This is a genomic window from Photobacterium nomapromontoriensis, from assembly GCF_050336815.1.
GTDB lineage: Bacteria > Pseudomonadota > Gammaproteobacteria > Enterobacterales > Vibrionaceae > Photobacterium > Photobacterium nomapromontoriensis.
The window spans coordinates 26,267-47,018 of record NZ_JAKJSL010000041.1; the positions used below are offsets into that span (position 1 = coordinate 26,267).

Sequence of the window (20,752 nt, forward strand, 5' to 3'; positions counted from 1 at the left end):
ACTGCCAGTGGCGCTTATTGATACCACTGGCAGGCATTACAGCAAAAGGATTTTTAGTTATGCCAAAGTACCGTTCCGCTACCACCACTCATGGCCGTAATATGGCTGGAGCCCGCGCCCTCTGGCGTGCGACTGGCGTCAAAGATGACGATTTCGGCAAGCCAATCATCGCCGTGGTGAACTCCTTTACTCAATTTGTCCCGGGCCATGTCCACCTCAAAGATCTCGGTCAGCTGGTTGCCCGTGAAATTGAAGCGGCGGGCGGTATCGCCAAAGAATTTAATACCATCGCTGTCGATGATGGCATCGCCATGGGACACGGTGGCATGTTGTATTCCCTGCCGTCACGCGAATTGATCGCTGATTCGGTCGAGTATATGGTTAATGCCCACTGTGCCGATGCCATGGTCTGCATATCCAATTGTGACAAAATCACCCCGGGGATGTTAATGGCCTCACTACGGCTGAATATCCCCGTGATTTTCGTCTCTGGTGGCCCTATGGAAGCAGGAAAAACCAAACTGTCGGATCAGATCCTCAAGCTGGATCTGGTCGACGCGATGATCCAAGGTGCAGATCCAACAGTATCAGATGAACAAAGTGAGCAGATCGAACGATCAGCCTGCCCAACTTGCGGATCGTGTTCCGGTATGTTTACCGCCAACTCAATGAACTGCCTAACTGAAGCGCTTGGCCTAAGCCAACCGGGTAATGGTTCGATGCTGGCCACTCATGCCGACCGTAAGCAACTGTTCATCAACGCCGGAAAGCGAATTGTCACCCTGACCAAGCGCTACTATGAGCAAGACGATACCAGTGCCTTGCCGCGTAATATCGCCACCAAACAGGCCTTCGAAAATGCCATGGCTCTGGATATAGCCATGGGGGGCTCCACCAATACCGTGCTCCATTTGCTAGCAGCAGCACAAGAGGGAGAAATTGATTTCACCATGGCAGACATCGACCGGATGTCACGTCAGGTTCCGCATCTATGCAAAGTCGCCCCCTCAACCCAGAAATACCACATGGAAGATGTACACCGTGCGGGTGGTGTATACAGTATCTTGGCTGAACTGGATCGGGCAGGGTTATTCCATCATGACTGCTACAACATTCTTGGTGAACAGTTTGCAGACAGCTTCAAACACTACGACATTGTCCAAACCAACTCTGAAGCAGTGAAAACCTTTTTCCGAGCAGGCCCAGCAGGGATCCGTACCACTCAGGCATTCTCCCAAGATTGCCGCTGGGATACCCTCGATGATGATCGCGAAAATGGCTGTATCCGCCGCAAAGAACACGCTTTCAGCCAAGATGGTGGCCTCGCGGTACTGTCCGGCAACATGGCGCTTGATGGTTGTATTGTTAAAACCGCGGGTGTCGATGACAGCTGCCTCGTATTTACTGGCCCAGCCGTGGTATTCGAAAGTCAGGAAACAGCTGTCGATGGGATCTTATCAGGGCAAGTCCAAGCCGGTGATGTGGTGGTGATCCGCTACGAAGGCCCGAAAGGCGGGCCAGGGATGCAGGAAATGCTTTATCCCACCACTTACCTCAAGTCGATGGGACTGGGTAAAGCGTGTGCATTAATCACTGATGGTCGTTTCTCTGGCGGCACCAGCGGGTTGTCGATTGGCCATGTTTCTCCCGAGGCAGCAAACGGTGGCACCATTGGCCTGATAGAAAATGGCGACACCATTACGATTGATATCCCCAACCGCAGTATTGCATTGAACGTTGACGAGACCACGCTGGCTAACCGCCGTGACGCAGCAAACCAACGTGGCTGGAAGCCGCTCGATCGTCAGCGCGACGTCTCTTTTGCCCTGCGCGCCTATGCCAATCTCGCCACTAGTGCCGACAAAGGGGCGGTACGCGATAAATCCAAGCTGGGAGGATAGTCATGATGAGTGAAGCCATATCAACCAGTGACGTCAGTTTGCCTTCCGGGGCAGATTACCTGCGTGAAATCCTCCGAGCGCCAATCTATGAGGTCGCACAAGTCACTCCGTTACAACCAATGAGCCGCCTGTCCGCACGCATTGGTAACCAGGTACAACTAAAACGGGAAGACCGCCAACCGGTGCATTCTTTTAAATTGCGCGGGGCCTATAACATGATGGCTCAGCTCACTGATACCCAGCGTCAAGCAGGGGTGATCGCCGCCTCGGCAGGAAACCATGCTCAAGGGCTGGCCTTATCCGGCAAGCGCCTCGGGGTCAAGGCCACTATTGTCATGCCACGCACCACACCGGATATCAAAGTTGATGCCGTCAGGAGCTTTGGCGGAAAAGTCGTCCTCCATGGCAGCAATTTTGACGAAGCCAAAGGGCATGCTGAAATGCTGGCGACTCAGCACGGGTTCACCTTCATCCCACCATTTGATCACCCTGCAGTGATTGCCGGACAAGGCACCATCGGGGTCGAGTTAGTACAACAAAATGGCCACTTAGATTATATTTTTGTACCAGTCGGGGGCGGGGGGTTGGCTGCTGGCATCGCAGTACTGATCAAGCAACTGATGCCACAAATTAAGGTGATAGGAGTCGAAGCTGAAGACTCTGCCTGCCTACAGGCTGCTCTGGATGCAGGCGAGCCAGTCACCCTGGATCAAGTTGGCATGTTTGCCGACGGCGTCGCGGTCAAACGCATTGGTGAAGAAACCTTCCGCCTGTGCCAACAGTTCCTTGATGATACGATCACCGTCAGCAGCGATGAAATCTGCTCGGCAGTGAAAGATATCTTCGAAGATACCCGGGCCATTGCCGAGCCAGCAGGTGCTTTATCTTTGGCTGGCTTGAAAAAATATACTGAGCGCCACCAGCTTAAAGACAAGCAGATTTCAGCGATTTTATCCGGCGCAAATCTGAATTTCCATGGCTTACGCTATGTATCAGAACGCTGTGAATTGGGGGAAAAACGTGAAGGGTTATTGGCCGTAACCATTCCCGAGCGTGCCGGCGCCTTCCTCGATTTCTGTCACTTACTGGGTGGACGGGCGGTTACCGAGTTCAACTACCGCTATAACGATGACCGCTTAGCAAATATCTTTGTCGGGATCCGATTAATGCAAGGCCAGGAAGAACTTGATGGCATCATTCAAGATCTCCGCAAAGGCGGCTACCCGGTGGTTGATTTATCTGATGACGAAATGGCCAAGGTACATGTTCGTTATATGATCGGTGGCCGACCATCGAAATCGTTACGTGAGCGTTTATACAGTTTTGAGTTCCCTGAATATCCAGGCGCGCTACTGAAATTCCTCAATACCTTAGGGACACATTGGAATATCAGCCTGTTCAACTACCGCAACCATGGCGCTGACTATGGCCGGGTATTATGTGGCTTTGAGCTGGAAGATAAGGACTTACTGTCATTTACCAGCCATCTTCGCGAGCTAGGCTACCACTGGAAAGATGAGACCGACAATCCAGCCTACCGGTTTTTTCTGGCCCAATAGCAAAGCCAGCAATATAAACAAAAGCAGCCATCTGGCTGCTTTTTTGTTTCAGGCTTTCGGTGTATTCAAATACTTCACACACGTCTTTAGTTGGCTGATATGGTTGGCCAAAAACTCACTGCGAAATGGCTCTGACAATTGTCCATAGAATACCGATAACTGCAATAAATCAGCCTGTAGCTGAATGGGATTATTGGTCGACTTCAACATATCAAACACAAACCAACCCAGCGGACGATCTGTTATCACCGCAATCCGGATCAATGTGGTGATCCGAGGTTCTGTTTTCCCCGACTCAAGATCCAAGTATGTCTGACGCGCAATCTCCAGTTGTTTGGCCATTGCCACTTGAGATATACCCTTCCACTCCCGAGCCTCTTTGATTCGCTGCGCTATCTGCAGTTTCGCATTCTCCATCAATAGCCCCCCTTTGTACCAAATATTGCGGGTTAATCAGCTCAGCAAACCGTTAACCCATTGAGCTGAAAAATGAAAACAGGTGATTATCCCTTACAGCAATAGGGGCGTACGACGGAGAAAACATTGAAACGTGATATCAAACAGCGAGTGTCCGCTAAGCAGTACACAAATCACCGCAATATGTAAGGAAATGCATACAAAGAAAAGTAGGATACTGTGCAAAATAAATGCAATCCTACTTATCTCGCTGTGTCAAAGCACGGGTATACTCAGCCATAAAGCCGGCCAGATTAATGCTTTGCTGCAAAATAACGTTTCGAGCAGAATGGGGCAGGCGGCTAAAATACTGTAACAACCGATCAATCTCTTCCTTGTATTCACTCTCCAGAATTTCAATCCCTTCATCACCATAAATAAACCAAGTTAACGGACGCTCCGTGATCTCTGAGATCTCCGATAACACCCGCACCTTGGGTTCGGTTTTTCCCGTTTCTAGATCCAAGTAAGTCTGACGTGCCACTTTCAGCTGCTGCGCCATATGTACCTGAGTCAAACCTTTCCATTCCCGCGCTTCTTTAATGCGGGCTGCAATCTTGGCTTTCGGATCTGTCATGTCACCTCTCCAATACCATCCAATGAATCTTGTCTAGCTTTCATTACTGGATTGCACAAGATAAGCCAACTTGTTACCAAAAAGTAAAAATCAGCAAAAACAACAAAATACAAAATAATCGGATTTTTAACGTTGTATTATGGTTCGCATTTCGTAACTTGACTGTCTAGGTTTTCTAATTCGCAAATAACGCTATCCGGTTAAATACTAGTCGTTCACCAATACTCTTCATAAAAAAACGATAAAAAAAAGCCCTCGAAAGGGCTTATTATCATGGTTAATACAGCGTCAGATCGAACTACTCGACGGTGACAGCCTTAGCCAGATTACGAGGCTGATCCACATCCGTTCCTTTGATCAAGGCCACATGGTAAGACAACAGCTGCATTGGGATGGTGTAGAAGATAGGCGCGATCACATCATCAACACATGGCATGGTAATAATCTTCATCCCTTCCGCTTCTTCAAAGCCAGCTTCGCTATCTGCAAAAACATACAGTAAACCACCGCGAGCTCGAACTTCCTCGATATTCGATTTTAATTTCTCTAACAAATCATTCGTCGGTGCCACCACAATCACTGGCATATCGGCATCAATCAGCGCTAGCGGACCATGCTTCAATTCACCCGCTGCATAAGCTTCAGCATGAATGTAAGAGATTTCTTTCAACTTGAGTGAAGCTTCCACCGCAATCGGGTAGAACTCCCCCCGACCCAGGAACAAAGCATGGTGTTTATCCGCAAAATCTTCCGCTAACTGCTCAATGGGCTTATCAAAGGCCAGCGCCTTTTCGATTTGGGTCGGTAGTGCATGCAGCGAGTCCACAATCTGCTGCTCTTTCACGCTATCAATCATCCCTTTCTCTTTACCTAAGGCTGTCACAAACATCAGTAACGTCACCAACTGAGTGGTAAAGGCTTTGGTTGATGCAACGCCAATTTCCGTCCCTGCACGGGTCATAAAGGCCAAATCAGATTCACGGACTAACGAGGAACCCGCCACGTTACAGATGGTCATCGCTGCCATATAGCCTTTTTCTTTGGCCAAACGTAATGCCGCAAGGGTATCGGCTGTTTCACCTGACTGCGATAGGGTGATCAACAAGCTATTTGGCCGGGTAACAAATTTACGATAGCGAAACTCGGAAGCGATCTCAACATCGCAGCTGACACCCGCCATCGACTCAAACCAATAGCGTGCCACCATGCCGGCATTGTATGATGTACCACAGGCCACAATCTGAACATGCTCAACATTCTCGAGAATATCCTTGGCACCACTACCGATACTCTCAACCACGACGGCGTTGCTCGTAATACGGCCTTCCATGGTGTTGATCAACGCACTCGGCTGTTCATAAATTTCTTTTTGCATGTAGTGACGATACTGACCTTTATCGGCCGCATCCTGCTGAAGGTTCGACTCATGCACATCGCGGGTGACAGGCTGACCATCAGCAGCAAAAACATTCACTTCACGACGGGTAATTTCGGCCACATCCCCTTCTTCCAAGAACATGAAACGACGGGTCACATTCAGCAGCGCCAGTTGATCGGAAGCCAAGAAGTTCTCACCAACGCCAAGCCCGATCACTAATGGGCTACCGGAACGAGCCACGACGACACGATCCGGGTCACGACGATCCATCACCACCGTGCCATAGGCTCCTTCCAATTGTGCAACCGTCTTCTGCACGGCCTGCAGCAAGGAATCTGCACTGCGAAATTCCCATTCAACTAAGTGAGCAATCACTTCGGTATCAGTCTGCGAATGGAATACATAGCCACGCGCCATCAACATATCGCGCAGCACATCATGATTTTCAATGATCCCATTATGTACCAGTGCGATATTTTCGCCCGACATGTGTGGGTGAGCATTGGCCTCAGACGGCTCTCCATGCGTCGCCCAACGCGTATGTGCAATGCCTGTACCACCAACTAACGTAGAGTGTTCAACCGCATCAGCCAACGCCTGAACCTTGCCTAAGCGACGTACTCGCTGCAAGTTTGCCTCAGAGTCAACAACCGCAATACCAGCAGAGTCATAACCGCGATACTCAAGACGGCGCAAACCTTCAATCAAAATTTCTGCCACATCACGCTGGGCTACCGCCCCGACAATCCCACACATTACAGTTACTCCTAAATTTATTCTGCTATCGCGCAGATCACCTGCACGCCATGTTGCTCAATCTGTTGCTTTGCGACCGGATCCAGACCATCATCGGTGATCAGAGTATTGATATTGACCCATGGCAATTCTAGGTTCGGTATTTTTCGACCTACCTTGGCCGACTCCACCATTACGACGACTTCACGTGCGACTTCAGCCATTACCCGGCTCAATCCAACTAACTCATTAAACGTTGTCGTCCCTCGATCGGTATCTATGCCATCAGCACCAATAAAAAGTTGATCAAAGTCATACGAACGCAATACTGATTCGGCCACCTGACCTTGGAAGGCTTCCGAATGAGGGTCCCAAGTCCCCCCCGTCATCAGCAGGGTGGGTTCGTTCTCCAACTCATTGAGGGCATTAGCCACATTCAATGAGTTAGTCATCACCACTAAACCGTGCTTTTCCCCCAGCAAACCCAACAAACTCGCGGTAGTACTGCCACTATCGATAATGATCCGGTTATGGTCACGGATCCGCTCCGCGGCAGCTTTGGCAATCGATAACTTACAAACCGAAACATACTCTTCTACCTCACTGGACATTTCCGTCGGGATCGCAATCGCCCCGCCATAACGGCGAAGTAATAATCCATTTTTTTCCAATGCAGCCAGATCCTTACGAACGGTAACCTCCGAGGTTGAAAAGTATTTCGCTAGAGAATCAACGCTGACTTCATTCTGCTCATTCACCATCGCAAGGATGGCATGGCGACGTTGTTGGGTATTTCGCTTGGACATATGATTACGAACTGATAGCTATAAGTTTCGATTTGAAAGAAATGGTAGCAGATCAAAACTTTTTTGATCAAGGGGGGCTGATTAATTTTTCTAACGAAAGAAGAATAAGAGTGAATAGTGAGGGGAAAAAGGCGATGAATCAGAAACAACAAAGGCAAGGAAATATCCTTGCCTTTGCGTAATGACAGTCGTTCAATTATTTTTGCTTTACCGGTCGCTTCCAACCTTTAATGGTACGGGCTGGAGCGCGAGTGATCACTAACTCACCTTCACCAATATTGCGGTTGATCGTAGCGCCTGCACCAATGGTAGCGCCATTGGCAATCTTAACCGGGGCGATCAACTGGGAATCAGAACCGACAAAGACATCATCACCAATTTCTGTTTTGAACTTATTAGCACCATCATAGTTACAGGTAATAGTGCCCGCACCAATGTTCACTCGATCACCAATCTCAGCATCACCAAGATAGGTCAAGTGGTTAGCTTTCGACCCTTTACCTAAACGCGCTTGTTTCATCTCTACGAAGTTTCCTACGTGAGAATCACCCACCAACTCAGCGCCTGGACGTAAGCGGCTAAACGGCCCAACAGTACAATTTTCACCAACCGTCGCCCCTTCAATCACGCTATAAGGGCGAACAACGGTATTATCATCAATTTCACAGTCTGTCAGCACACAACCCGCACCAATGACAACGTTATTGCCTAGCGATACGCTACCTTCGATGATCACATTAACATCAATCTCAACATCGGTTCCGCACTGTAGCTGTCCGCGCAGGTCAAAACGCGTCGGATCACGCAGCATCACGCCCTGCTCAAGCAAACGTTCAGCTTGCATCGCTTGGAATGCACGCTCTAGTTTTGCTAATTGAATGCGGTTGTTGACGCCTTCCACTTCAATCGCACGTACTGGGTGTACCGCTTCCACTGCACGACCTTCATTATGGGCAATTTCAATGATGTCAGTCAGGTAGTACTCGCCTTGAGCATTATCATTCTTTAATGCCGAGAGCCAACGCTTCAGATCCCCACCGTTGGCGACCATTACCCCGGTATTGATTTCCTTGATCAGCTTCTGCTCTTCACTGGCATCTTTTTGCTCAACAATCGCGACGACAGGACCATTACGACGTACGATGCGGCCGTAACCGGTTGGATCATCAAGGACAACGGTTAGTAGCGCAATACCACCACCCGGCTGAGCATCAAGCAAATTTTCCAGTGTTTCAGCACTGATCAATGGCACATCACCGTACAGGATCAGGACTTTTTCATCATCCGCCAGCGCAGGGCACGCCTGGTTCACCGCATGACCTGTACCCAGCTGCTCCGCCTGAAGCACCCAGTTAACAGGCTCATCAGCCAATACAGCCTGCATTTGATCACCACCATGACCGTAGACCAGGTGCAAATTATTTGCCCCAATCCCGATGCATGTATCAATCACATGCTTGGCCATTGGTTTACCCGCCAAAGTATGAAGAACCTTTGGCTGGTTGGAGTACATGCGGGTTCCTTTACCCGCAGCTAGGATCACTGCACTGAAACTCATAATCACCTATTCCTCTTGGTGCATATTTAAATCATTACTCTTCGCATTGTAGCGACTTGCATTCAATGGCGTAAGAAAAATAGTTCTTTTTCTACGGGTATTAACCGACTATATACCCAAATAGCATCACCCATTACCATCACAGTGATAAAAAAAGCGACCCGAAGGTCGCTTTTTTTTATCATGAGCCAATTTAGCGGGCTTTCTTGGTCAACTCGATGACGCGGAGCTGAGCAATCGCCTTCGCCAAATCACTGGCTGCTTGAGCAAAGTCGATATCACCATGCTGATTGTGGATACGCTCCTCAGCCTGACGTTTCGCTTCTTCCGCTTTCGCTGTGTCCAGATCCTGACCACGAATCGCAGTATCAGCCAGCACGGTCACCGTACTTGGCTGCACTTCCAGCATGCCGCCGGAGAGGTAGATCACCTCTTCGTCGCCATTCTGCTTCGTGATACGAACCATTCCTGGCGTGATAGCGGTCAGCAGCGGTGTGTGTCCTGCGTGAATACCCAGTTCACCTTCGCTACCGGTCACCTGAATGTTTGCCGCACGGCCAGAGAACAGACGTTGCTCTGCGCTGACTACATCCAAATGGAAGGTTATCGCTGCCATGTCGCCTCCTACTTAGCTTAAAGCTTCTTCGCTTTTTCCAATACGTCTTCAATCGCGCCGCAGTACATAAATGCCTGCTCTGGGATTTCATCGTATTCGCCAGCTAGAATGCCTTTGAAACTACGTAATGTCTCTTTCAGAGATACGTAGATACCTGGGTCACCAGTAAAGACTTCTGCAACGTGGTAAGGCTGAGTCAAGAAACGTTCAATCTTACGCGCACGCGATACCGCTTGCTTATCCGCTTCTGATAGCTCATCCATACCAAGAATTGCGATGATGTCTTTTAGTTCTTTATAACGCTGAAGCAGGCTCTGAACGCCACGAGCGATATCGTAGTGTTCCTGACCAACCACCAATGGGTCTAGCATACGTGATGTAGAATCCAATGGGTCGATCGCTGGGTATAGACCCAGAGAGGCGATCTGGCGAGACAGTACAACCGTCGCATCCAAGTGAGCAAACGTCGTTGCTGGTGATGGATCCGTCAAGTCATCGGCAGGTACGTATACCGCCTGAACCGATGTGATAGAACCTGACTTGGTTGAGGTAATACGTTCCTGAAGTACACCCATCTCTTCTGCAAGCGTTGGCTGGTAACCTACCGCAGATGGCATACGACCCAATAGTGCCGATACTTCTGTTCCCGCTAGGGTATAACGGTAGATGTTATCGATGAACAATAATACGTCACGACCTTCGTCACGGAAACGCTCAGCCATTGTCAGGCCAGTCAGTGCAACACGTAGACGGTTACCTGGTGGCTCGTTCATCTGACCATAAACCATTGCTACTTTAGATAGCTCAGGATTCTCAACGTTAACAACGCCAGCTTCCTGCATTTCATAGTAGAAATCGTTACCTTCACGAGTACGTTCACCAACACCAGCAAATACCGACAGACCAGAGTGCTGAAGGGCGATGTTGTTGATCAGCTCCATCATGTTAACGGTTTTACCAACGCCGGCACCACCGAACAGACCGATTTTACCACCCTTTGCAAATGGGCAAATCAAGTCAATAACTTTCACGCCAGTTTCCAGCAATTCAGTTACATTTGACTGGTCTTCGTAGCTTGGTGCTTCACGGTGAATAGCATAACGCTCTTGCTCACCGATATCACCACGCTCATCAATTGGCTGACCCAGAACGTTCATGATACGTCCTAGTGTCGCTGTACCAACTGGAACTTCAATTGGGCGGCCTGTATTTTCAACAGACAAACCACGACGCAAGCCATCAGAAGTACCCATTGCGATACCACGTACAACACCACCACCTAGCTGCTGCTGTACTTCAAGAACAAGTGTGCCGTTCTCTTTTGCATCAACATGTAGGGCGTCATATACCTGTGGTACAGAGTCCTGTGGAAACTCTACGTCGACTACCGCACCGATGATCTGTACGATCTTACCTGTAGCCATCGTTTAATCCTCTAATATTAATTCTTTGCCTTAAACAGCAGCAGCACCAGAAACGATTTCTGACAACTCTTGTGTAATCGCCGCCTGACGGGCTTTGTTATACACCAGTTGTAGATCGTTGATTAAATCTCCGGCGTTATCTGTTGCAGCTTTCATCGCAACCATTCGAGCCGCTTGCTCACTAGCAAGGTTCTCAACCACACCCTGATAAACCTGAGATTCGGCATAGCGAACCAATAGGGTATCTAGTAGGGCTTTAGGCTCGGGCTCATAAATGTAATCCCAAGAGTGGTTACGCTGCATTTCTTCGTCTTCCGACTTAGGCAAAGGCAGCAATTGATCAATCACGGGTTCCTGAACCATGGTATTCACAAACTTGTTGTATACCAGATACAGGCGATCCAATTGGCCTTCATCATATTTCTTCAGCATGACGCCCACAGTACCGATCAGTTCATCCACTGAAGGCTTGTCACCCAGGCCAGAAACCTGCGCAACAACATTACCGCCGTAGCTGTTAAAGAATGCCGTCGCCTTTGAGCCAACAAGGGCTAAGTCAACGTCTGCACCTTGATCTGACCAGCCTTGGATATCGTGGATAGCTTGTTTGAACAAGTTAATGTTCAAGCCACCACATAGGCCACGGTCAGTAGAAACAATGATGTAACCCACGCGCTTGGCTTCACGCTCCTCAAGATAAGGATGCTTATACTCGAGGCTACCAAGGGCGATATGACCGATCACTTTGCGCATAGTTTGTGCGTATGGACGAGATGATTCCATGGCATCTTGCGTTTTACGCATTTTAGATGCTGCAACCATTTCCATCGCTTTTGTGATCTTCTGTGTGTTTTTGACACTACCGATCTTGTTACGTATCTCTTTTGCGCTGGCCATCGTTACTCTCCGTTAGTGGGTGATCGCAAGCGATCACCAACCAATTACCAAGTCTGGGTCGCTTTGAAATCTTCAACCAGTTTTACAAACTGAGCTTCAATTTCATCGTTCCACGCACCCGTTTCATCAATCTGAGATACTAGCTCAGCAAATTGACCTTTGGCATATGAAAGCAACGCAGCTTCGAAGTCAGCCAGCTTAGTCAGCTCAACATCGTTCAAATAGCCTTTTTCAGCAGCAAAGATAACCACAGCCTGTTCGAAAACAGACATTGGTGCATACTGCTTCTGCTTCATCAACTCAGTCACTTTCTGACCGTGATCAAGCTGCTTCTTAGTTGCTTCATCAAGGTCAGACGAGAACTGAGCAAATGCCGCTAGTTCACGATACTGTGCAAGTGCGGTACGAATACCACCAGACAGCTTCTTGATGATCTTGGTTTGAGCCGAACCACCTACACGAGAAACAGAGATACCTGGATCAACCGCAGGGCGAATACCAGCATTGAAAAGCTCTGTCTGTAGGAAAATCTGGCCATCAGTGATGGAGATAACGTTAGTCGGTACGAACGCTGATACGTCACCCGCTTGCGTTTCGATAATCGGCAACGCAGTCAATGAGCCGCTACGCCCTTTCACTTCACCGTTAGTGTATTTTTCTACGTAGTGTTCATTAACACGTGCAGCACGCTCGAGAAGGCGAGAGTGGAGGTAGAAAACATCACCAGGGAATGCTTCACGACCCGGTGGACGCTTCAGCAATAGTGAAATTTGACGGTAAGCAACAGCTTGCTTAGACAAGTCATCGTATACAATCAGTGCATCTTCGCCACGATCACGGAAGTACTCACCCATCGCACAACCAGCATAAGGTGCAAGGTACTGCAGCGCCGCTGCTTCAGAAGCAGATGCCACCACAACAATGGTATTTTCCAATGCGCCATGCTCTTCCAGCTTACGTACCACGTTAGCAATGGTTGAGGCTTTCTGGCCGATAGCAACATAAACAGAGTAAATACCAGAGTTTTTCTGGTTGATGATGGCATCGATAGCCATCGCTGTTTTACCGGTCTGACGGTCACCGATGATCAGCTCACGCTGGCCACGACCGATTGGAATCATCGAGTCAACCGCTTTATAGCCAGTCTGTACTGGCTGATCGACTGATTTACGATCGATAACACCCGGTGCAATCACTTCAACAGGAGAGAATGTCTCTGTCTCAATTGGACCTTTACCGTCAATTGGCTCACCCAGTGTATTCACGACACGGCCAAGTAGGGCTTTACCCACTGGCACTTCAAGAATACGACCAGTACCAGTCACTTTCATGCCTTCCTGAAGGTTGACATAAGGGCCCATTACAACCGCACCGACCGAGTCACGCTCAAGGTTCAGTGCCAGTGCATAACGACCACCTGGTAGTTCAATCATTTCACCTTGCATTACGTCTGCAAGGCCATGGATACGAAGAATACCATCACTCACTGAGATGATAGTACCTTCGTTACGCGCTTCACTTACAACGTTGAAATTTTCAATACGCTGTTTGATCAGTGCGCTAATTTCCGTGGAATTAAGTTGCATGCTCCAATTCCCCAAATCAAGACTGCAAAGCATCGCTCAGGCGGTCTAACTTGCCGCGTACTGAGTTATCGATGACTAAGTCTCCGGCTCTAATTACAACCCCAGCAATCAGGGTCTCGTCTACACTGCAATTCAGCTTCACTTTACGATCAAGACGCTGCTCTAGCTTCTGGCTAATTGCTTCAAGTTGGCTATCGTCTAATGCAATCGCAGAGATCACGTCAGCATCGATAGTCTTTTCTCGCTCGCTTTTCAGCAGCAAGTACTCTTCACAAACAGCAGGAAGCGCTTTAAGGCGTCCATTTTCAGCCATTACCTTAATCAGGTTCTGACCAAATTCGTTGAGTTGCTCACCGCAAACTGACACGAAGATTTCAGTCAGTTTATCCGCCGCATAACCGCTATCAAGGATGTCCTTAATAGTCTCGTTATTGGCGACTTCGGCAGCAAAGGTGAGCATTTCGGCCCACTGGGCCAGCTCACCTTTCTCAACCGCAAAATCAAAGGCTGCTTTAGCGTAGGGGCGTGCGATGGTAGTCATATCCGACATGTGCTTGCCCCTTTAATTACAGTTCTGCAGTGACTTTGTTAAGAAGATCAGCGTGCGCATCTTTATCGATAGTACGCTCAATGATTTTCTCAGCACCAATCACAGCCAGAGTTGCAACTTGTTTTCTCAGCTCATCACGAGCGCGGTTGCGTTCAGCTTCGATCTCAGCAAGACCTTGCGCCAGAATTTTATCGCGCTCAGCAAGGGCTTCCGCCTTTGCTTCATCAATGATCTGAGACTTGCGCTTATTAGCTTGCTCGACGATCTCAGTTGCAGTACGTTTTGCTTCTTTCAATTGATCAGAAGCATTCGACTGCGCTAGGTTCAGGTCTTTGGCAGCACGATCAGCGGCTGCCAAGCCGTCAGCAATTTTTTTCTGACGTTCTTCAATCGCTTCCATAATAGGTGGCCATACATATTTCATGCAGAACACCACAAATAGGAAAAAGGCGATTGCCTGACCCAGCAAGGTTGCATTCATATTCACAACGCATCTCCTTAAAAAGGGTTGCTATGGGTCCGTTCGTTCTTGTTATTAACCAGCTAGCTGACCAACGAATGGGTTTGCGAATGTGAATAGCAGAGCGATTACGATACCGATCATTGGAACCGCATCAAGCAGACCCGCAATGATGAACATCTTAACTTGAAGCATTGGTGCCATTTCAGGCTGACGCGCAGCGCCTTCAAGGAACTTACCGCCTAAAAGCGCGAAGCCGATCGCTGTACCAAGGGAAGCAAGACCTACAATGATGCCCACGGCAATTGCAGAAAAGCTTAGTAAAGTTTCCATCACTATCTCCAGTTTATAGTTGTCGGCTAAAGTGCCAGTAAAAATTGAAAAATTGACAAATAATCGTTAATGATTGTCTTCATGTGCCTGAGACAGGTACACAATAGTCAACATCATAAACACGAATGCTTGAATTGTAATGACCAGAATGTGGAAAATAGCCCACGGTACCGATCCCAGCCATTGTGCCCACCACGGCATTAATGCCGCGATTAGGATAAACACCACCTCACCAGCAAACATGTTACCAAACAAACGCATACCCAATGAAATTGGTTTCGCCAGCAGCGATACCACTTCAAGAAGCAGGTTGAACGGAATCATGATCGGGTGATTGAACGGGTGAAGAGCCAGTTCTTTAACAAAGCCGCCAAGGCCTTTCACTTTGATGCTGTAATAGATCATCAAGGCGAAAACACCCAACGCCATTGCCATGGTGATGTTGACATCTGCAGATGGTACAACCTTAAGATAAGGGATACCTAACCAGTGCTCTGCCGGGTACGGAAGAAAATCAATTGGCACTAAGTCCATGATGTTCATCAGCATAATCCAACAGAAAATGGTCAGAGCCAGAGGGGCTATCAGCGGATTACGGCCATGGAAAGTATCTTTGACGTTAGTGTCAACGAACTCAACCATGATCTCCACAAAACACTGAAGTTTCCCTGGAACTCCTGATGTCGCCTTTTTCGCTACCGAACGGAATAGGGCTAAAAAGACCAATCCCGTAAGAACAGAGAAAAATAAGCTATCTATATGCACCGTCCAGAAGCCACCATCACCCACTGCCAAATTGGTCAGGTGGTGAGTAATGTAGCCTGACGGCGTTAGCGCTTCACCTGGCGCAGCCATAACTCATCCTATTTGTTGTTGTTAATGAATAAAACCGGCCCAAAGATGTTAATTCCGAGAGCCAGCAAATAGGCCAGTTTGAGGGGAACAAGTTCCACCTCGACATACAGGTAAACAACGGCAAACAAGATGACAGTAATGAGGATTTTAAGCACTTCACCGCCAAAAAAGGACGCCATGATCAGTCGGGCTTGACGAGCCCCACTGAACAAAAACGCACAGGCAGCAAATGCAGTGTTGGCAATAACAAAAATGCCCCCACCGATTAATGCAGAGAGTCCCCAGTCAACGCTGACAGCAAATGCCGCCATGATTGCCGTTACTAAAACGGCGCCAGATTGTAGCAACAGTAACCGTTTCGCCAATTGGCGGCCCGGTCTAACTAGCGCCGATACCATGTATTCGTTCCTCGAGTCCATTCCACTGCACATATGCGTGCTGGGAAAACTGCGAAAATTATACGGCGGATTAGATTGAATGCAATCTAACCGCAGCAAAAAAAGGTGTTATGATTTACAATATTGCAACCTGATCACGCCGTTGCAACCTATGCAACAAAACAGACACACACAATATCACATATAATGTCACATATTATCACCAAAAATTGCAAGAAGTTGCTTTAACTTGTCTGCTTCATCAAAGCTAATGACAATTTTGCCTTTTCCGCTCTTTTGCTGATTGATAGAAACCTGAGTACCAAAGCGCTCACTCAGGCGATTTTCTACCGCTTCAAGCTGCGTGTTGACGGTGGGTACTTTAGTGGGCTCAGGAGCCTGCATCTTCTTAACTAATCGTTCAGTATCACGCACTGTCAGCATTTTGCTCACAACAACCTGTGCGGCCTCAAACTGCTGCTCGGCCGATAGGGCAAGCAGAGCACGGGCATGACCCATTTCCAATTGTTTCTGCTCAACCATGCGCTTTACCGGTGCTTCCAACTGGTTCAGACGCAAAAGGTTAGATACAGCAGCCCGTGATTTGCCAACCGCCTCAGCCACTTGTTGGTGGGTCAACGAAAATTCATTTTGCAGCCTTTCTAAGGCTTGGGCTTCCTCTATCGCATTGAGATCTTCACGCTGGATATTTTCAATCAGCGCTATCGCAACGGTTGCCCGATCATCGACCTGTTTTATAATACAAGGGACTTTCTGAAGCCCAGCTTGACGTGATGCGCGCCAGCGGCGTTCACCCGCGATAATCTCATACTGTTGTGGTTCAATTTCCCGCACCACGATCGGCTGGATCACACCTTGAGCGCGGATGGATTCTGCCAATTCAGCCAAAGCCTCCTCAGACATATCTTTACGCGGCTGATAGCGACCAGCGACTAACTGATTCATCGCCAACTCACGCAAAGTACCATCGGCCGACAGTGATTGTGCTAAATCGGCCTTCTGCTGACGATTATGCGCCACTGAGCTGGTTGCGAGCAGCGCATCAAGGCCTTTACCCAGACCTCGTTTGTTCATATTCATGATTAACCCTTATGCCTCGGCCATACCCGCGTTGCGTACCAGCTCATCACGGCGAATAATTTCACCAGCCAAGGCCAAATAGGCTTTAGCCCCACTGGAATACTTGTCATAGTACATCGCAGGGCGGCCATGACTTGGTGCCTCGGCAAGGCGGACATTGCGTGGGATAACGGTACGATAGACCTTATCGCCAAAATGCTTTTTCAGCTGCTGCGACACTTCGCTCGCCAGCCGATTACGCGGATCATACATGGTACGCAGTAGGCCTTCGATTTTGAGGTCACTGTTCACCACTGCGGTTAGCTTACTGATGGTGTCCATCAAAGCCGTCAATCCCTCAAGCGCAAAGTACTCACATTGCATCGGCACTAAAACCGAATCAGCAGCCGTCATAGCATTGATTGTAAGGAGGTTTAAGGCTGGTGGACAATCAATAAAGATGAAATCATAGTTATCACGAACTCCCTCTAAAGTGGTACGTAATCGGACCTCTCGAGCGAATACTTCCATCAACTTGATTTCTGCAGCAGTGACGTCACCATTGGCGGCAATCAGATGATAACCGCCCGTCGTTTCTTTGATCACAACATCATTGAACGGGATTTCTTCGACAAGAAGCTCATAGGCCGTGGCATCGACCTGGTATTTGTCTACACCGCTGGCCATAGTAGCATTCCCTTGAGGATCTAAATCGACCACCAAAACCTTCCGCTGTGTAGCAGCCAGCGAGGCTGCCAAGTTAACACACGTTGTGGTTTTACCCACGCCACCCTTCTGGTTGGCTACCGCTATGACTCTTCCCACGAAAAAACCTCATCCATTATCCCTTTGCGGTCAAGATTACTAGATGGCGCTCGCCTTCTAACTCAGGAACATGCAAAGATTTGACCTCTGTCACAGAACACCAGTCAGGTAGCTCTGCGACTTCCTGTTGATCGAACTGGCCTTTTAATGCCATAAAACAGCCGCTATCTGCCGGTAAGTGGTGACACCAAGACACCATATCGTTCATTGAAGCAAACGCGCGGCTGAGTACACAATCAAAGCCAACCTCAGGCTGGAACTCTTCCACTCGGCTTTGTACTGGTGTGACGTTGGTAATTTTTAGTTCAAAAATGGCCTGACGAATAAAGCGAATACGCTTACCTAAGCTATCAAGCAAGGTAAACTGCTTGTCTGGATTCATTATTGCCAACGGGATCCCTGGCAACCCAGGGCCCGTTCCAACATCAATAAAACGCTCACCCTCTAGGTGTGGGCTTACCACCAAACTGTCCATGATATGTTTTACTAACATTTCGTTAGGATCACGGACCGAGGTCAAATTATAAGCTTTATTCCATTTATGCAGCATGGCAACAAAGCCCACAAGCTGGTCAATCTGCTGTTCTGTGACCGTTAGGTCAGTTTGCGCGATCAGCTGCGCCAAACGTTGTTTCACGGATAACTCCTATTCGCCTTTCTTGAGCACGCCCTGCTTCTTCAAGTACACAAGCAGTAGTGAAATAGCCGCGGGAGTGATCCCAGGGATCCGCGATGCCATGCCTATGGTCTCAGGTTTTGCGTCATTCAATTTGCTGACCACTTCATTCGACAGACCTTTTACTGCGCTGTATTCAATGTTCAACGGGAGTTTTGTGGTCTCATGGCGCAATGATTTTTCCACTTCATCTTTCTGGCGATCAATATAGCCCTGGTATTTCACCTGAGTTTCCACTTGCTCGCAGGCTTGAGTATCCTCATGGCGAGGACCAAAATGCTCAATATTGGTCAATTGCTCGTAGGTCACTTCAGGACGGCGCAACAGATCTTCACCATTCACCTCACGAGTGATCGGCGTTTTTAAGATCGCATTAACAGCGGTAACCTGATCCGACAGCGGATTGACCCAAATATCTTTTAAGCGCTGGCGCTCTAACTCAATATTTTCGATCTTTTGGCTAAACCGAGCCCAGCGTTCATCATCCACTAAACCATACTGGCGGCCAGTTTCGGTTAAACGTAAATCGGCATTGTCTTCACGGAGTAACAAACGGTATTCCGCACGTGACGTAAACATACGGTACGGTTCTTTGGTACCCATGGTTGATAGATCATCAATCAATACCCCCATGTAAGCCTGATCACGACGAGGACTCCAGCCTTCTTTGTCTTGCGCTGACAGTGCCGCGTTCATACCGGCAAGTAAACCTTGAGCTGCCGCTTCTTCATAGCCAGTGGTACCGTTGATCTGCCCCGCAAAGAACAGACCATCGATAAACTTAGTTTCAAAGGTCTGCTTCAAATCTCGTGGATCAAAGAAATCATATTCAATGGCATAGCCAGGACGCATAATTGCTGCGTTCTCAAAGCCTTTCATTGAACGAACGATTTGCATTTGTACATCAAACGGCAAGCTGGTTGAAATACCATTCGGGTACAGTTCATGCGTCGTTAAGCCCTCAGGCTCAATAAAGATCTGATGGCTATCTTTATCAGCAAAGCGCATCACTTTATCTTCGATCGACGGACAATAACGCGGGCCGATCCCTTCGATCACCCCGGAATACATCGGGCTACGATCCAAGTTATTACGGATCACATCGTGGGTTTTTTCATTGGTATGGGTAATAAAACATGGGATCTGGCGTGGGTGATCCGAGGCTTTACCCATAAATGAGAATACTGGTGTCGGGTTATCACCATGCTGTGCTTCCAGCTGGCTGAAATCAACTGTACGGGCATCAATCCGCGGTGGTGTGCCTGTTTTCAGGCGATTAACCCGAAATGGTAATTCACGCAAACGATCTGCCAGTGCAATTGACGGTGGATCGCCAGCACGACCGCCGCTGTAATTTTCCAGGCCAATATGGATCTTACCACCAAGGAAAGTACCGACAGTTAAGACAACGGCTTTCGCACGGAACTTGAGACCCATTTTAGTCACAGCACCGACGACTCGGTTGTTCTCGATGATCAAATCATCAACAGATTGCTGGAATAAGGTTAAGTTTGGCTGATTTTCCAGTGCTTCACGCACTGCGGCCTTGTACAGCGCTCGGTCTGCTTGGGCACGAGTCGCTCGTACCGCAGGGCCTTTAGAGGAATTTAGGGTACGAAACTGGATCCCACCCTTGTCGATCGCTTGGGCCATCAAACCACCCAGAGCGTCAACTTCTTTAACCAGGTGTCCTTTCCCGATCCCGCCGATCGCCGGGTTGCATGACATCTGTCCCAACGTATCAATGTTGTGTGTCAGCAGTAAGGTTTTTTGTCCCATGCGGGCAGCTGCCAGTGCGGCTTCCGTCCCTGCATGACCGCCACCAACAACGATGACATCAAAATTATCCTGGTAAAACATGAAACTACCTCAGGTATTTAAAATTGGCAGTGAGCTGTTATTGAGCAAAGGTTGATCATTCTATCCTGTTTCCGGAAAAGAGAGAATCTTTCCTGAAGATCATTTGATCAACCGAGAGGGGGTTTTAAATATATATAAGATCTTTTTAAAGAGATCTTTTATTAGATCTATTATATAGATCCAACGATCGTGTGGATAAGCGATAAATGATCCTAATGATCATGGGATTAGGGAGGATCAATT

At 48.4% G+C, this 20,752-nt stretch carries 21 protein-coding genes; 3 read left to right on the forward strand and 18 right to left on the reverse strand.

Annotated elements, in window-relative coordinates; all coding sequences use genetic code 11:
- The first annotated feature begins 59 nt into the window (after positions 1-59).
- On the forward strand, positions 60-1,901 hold the full coding sequence (gene ilvD, locus L4D12_RS17530; RefSeq protein ID WP_428449125.1) for a dihydroxy-acid dehydratase: 1,842 nt from the start codon (positions 60-62) through the stop codon (positions 1,899-1,901).
- A 5-nt stretch (positions 1,902-1,906) separates the two neighbouring features.
- A complete protein-coding gene (gene ilvA / locus L4D12_RS17535; protein ID WP_428449175.1) occupies positions 1,907-3,460 on the forward strand; it encodes a threonine ammonia-lyase, biosynthetic in 1,554 nt (517 codons plus the stop codon).
- Positions 3,461-3,508: 48 nt separating this feature from the next.
- Here the strand turns inward: ilvA and L4D12_RS17540 are convergent, their stop codons facing one another.
- The 4 genes from L4D12_RS17540 to L4D12_RS17555 form a co-directional block, all read right to left on the reverse strand.
- Positions 3,509-3,877 (reverse strand): helix-turn-helix domain-containing protein, encoded by a 369-nt coding sequence (locus tag L4D12_RS17540; protein WP_428449126.1) that lies wholly within the window; start codon positions 3,875-3,877, stop codon positions 3,509-3,511.
- A 238-nt stretch (positions 3,878-4,115) separates the two neighbouring features.
- Positions 4,116-4,493, reverse strand: a complete 378-nt coding sequence (locus L4D12_RS17545; protein ID WP_428449127.1) for a helix-turn-helix transcriptional regulator — start codon at positions 4,491-4,493, stop codon at positions 4,116-4,118.
- A 298-nt stretch (positions 4,494-4,791) separates the two neighbouring features.
- Positions 4,792-6,627 (reverse strand): glutamine--fructose-6-phosphate transaminase (isomerizing), encoded by a 1,836-nt coding sequence (glmS, locus tag L4D12_RS17550; protein ID WP_428449128.1) that lies wholly within the window; start codon positions 6,625-6,627, stop codon positions 4,792-4,794.
- Between the two features lie 17 nt (positions 6,628-6,644).
- Complete coding sequence (locus L4D12_RS17555) at positions 6,645-7,412, reverse strand: DeoR/GlpR family DNA-binding transcription regulator (RefSeq protein ID WP_428449129.1); 768 nt, start codon at positions 7,410-7,412, stop codon at positions 6,645-6,647.
- Positions 7,413-7,444: 32 nt separating this feature from the next.
- Here L4D12_RS17555 and L4D12_RS17560 point away from each other — a divergent pair, with 32 nt between their 5' ends.
- Positions 7,445-7,594, forward strand: a complete 150-nt coding sequence (locus L4D12_RS17560) for a hypothetical protein (protein WP_428449130.1) — start codon at positions 7,445-7,447, stop codon at positions 7,592-7,594.
- 14 nt (positions 7,595-7,608) lie between these two features.
- On the opposite strand, the gene glmU is transcribed toward L4D12_RS17560, so the two are convergent.
- From glmU to mnmG, 14 genes are all read right to left on the reverse strand, one after another.
- Positions 7,609-8,970, reverse strand: a complete 1,362-nt coding sequence (gene glmU, locus L4D12_RS17565) for a bifunctional UDP-N-acetylglucosamine diphosphorylase/glucosamine-1-phosphate N-acetyltransferase GlmU (protein WP_428449131.1) — start codon at positions 8,968-8,970, stop codon at positions 7,609-7,611.
- A 193-nt stretch (positions 8,971-9,163) separates the two neighbouring features.
- The gene (locus tag L4D12_RS17570) at positions 9,164-9,586 is read right to left on the reverse strand and encodes a F0F1 ATP synthase subunit epsilon (RefSeq protein WP_428449132.1); all 423 of its coding nucleotides are present in this window, start codon (positions 9,584-9,586) and stop codon (positions 9,164-9,166) included.
- Positions 9,587-9,603: 17 nt separating this feature from the next.
- Positions 9,604-11,010, reverse strand: a complete 1,407-nt coding sequence (gene atpD / locus L4D12_RS17575) for a F0F1 ATP synthase subunit beta (RefSeq protein WP_428449133.1) — start codon at positions 11,008-11,010, stop codon at positions 9,604-9,606.
- A gap of 30 nt (positions 11,011-11,040) precedes the next feature.
- A complete protein-coding gene (gene atpG / locus L4D12_RS17580) occupies positions 11,041-11,907 on the reverse strand; it encodes a F0F1 ATP synthase subunit gamma (protein ID WP_428449134.1) in 867 nt (288 codons plus the stop codon).
- Positions 11,908-11,951: 44 nt separating this feature from the next.
- The gene (gene atpA / locus L4D12_RS17585; RefSeq protein ID WP_428449135.1) at positions 11,952-13,493 is read right to left on the reverse strand and encodes a F0F1 ATP synthase subunit alpha; all 1,542 of its coding nucleotides are present in this window, start codon (positions 13,491-13,493) and stop codon (positions 11,952-11,954) included.
- A gap of 16 nt (positions 13,494-13,509) precedes the next feature.
- Positions 13,510-14,043, reverse strand: a complete 534-nt coding sequence (atpH, locus tag L4D12_RS17590; protein WP_428449136.1) for a F0F1 ATP synthase subunit delta — start codon at positions 14,041-14,043, stop codon at positions 13,510-13,512.
- Between the two features lie 16 nt (positions 14,044-14,059).
- Complete coding sequence (gene atpF, locus L4D12_RS17595; protein WP_428449137.1) at positions 14,060-14,530, reverse strand: F0F1 ATP synthase subunit B; 471 nt, start codon at positions 14,528-14,530, stop codon at positions 14,060-14,062.
- Between the two features lie 48 nt (positions 14,531-14,578).
- On the reverse strand, positions 14,579-14,836 hold the full coding sequence (atpE, locus tag L4D12_RS17600; RefSeq protein ID WP_005372317.1) for a F0F1 ATP synthase subunit C: 258 nt from the start codon (positions 14,834-14,836) through the stop codon (positions 14,579-14,581).
- A gap of 66 nt (positions 14,837-14,902) precedes the next feature.
- Complete coding sequence (gene atpB, locus L4D12_RS17605) at positions 14,903-15,691, reverse strand: F0F1 ATP synthase subunit A (RefSeq protein ID WP_428449138.1); 789 nt, start codon at positions 15,689-15,691, stop codon at positions 14,903-14,905.
- Positions 15,692-15,699: 8 nt separating this feature from the next.
- Positions 15,700-16,089, reverse strand: a complete 390-nt coding sequence (locus L4D12_RS17610; protein WP_428449139.1) for a F0F1 ATP synthase subunit I — start codon at positions 16,087-16,089, stop codon at positions 15,700-15,702.
- 189 nt (positions 16,090-16,278) lie between these two features.
- Positions 16,279-17,169, reverse strand: a complete 891-nt coding sequence (locus L4D12_RS17615; protein ID WP_428449140.1) for a ParB/RepB/Spo0J family partition protein — start codon at positions 17,167-17,169, stop codon at positions 16,279-16,281.
- Positions 17,170-17,178: 9 nt separating this feature from the next.
- Positions 17,179-17,973, reverse strand: a complete 795-nt coding sequence (locus tag L4D12_RS17620; protein ID WP_428449141.1) for a ParA family protein — start codon at positions 17,971-17,973, stop codon at positions 17,179-17,181.
- Between the two features lie 16 nt (positions 17,974-17,989).
- A complete protein-coding gene (gene rsmG, locus L4D12_RS17625) occupies positions 17,990-18,610 on the reverse strand; it encodes a 16S rRNA (guanine(527)-N(7))-methyltransferase RsmG (RefSeq protein WP_428449142.1) in 621 nt (206 codons plus the stop codon).
- A 9-nt stretch (positions 18,611-18,619) separates the two neighbouring features.
- Positions 18,620-20,509, reverse strand: coding sequence for a tRNA uridine-5-carboxymethylaminomethyl(34) synthesis enzyme MnmG (gene mnmG / locus L4D12_RS17630; protein WP_428449143.1), 1,890 nt, complete (start codon positions 20,507-20,509; stop codon positions 18,620-18,622).
- Between the last annotated feature and the right edge of the window lie 243 nt (positions 20,510-20,752).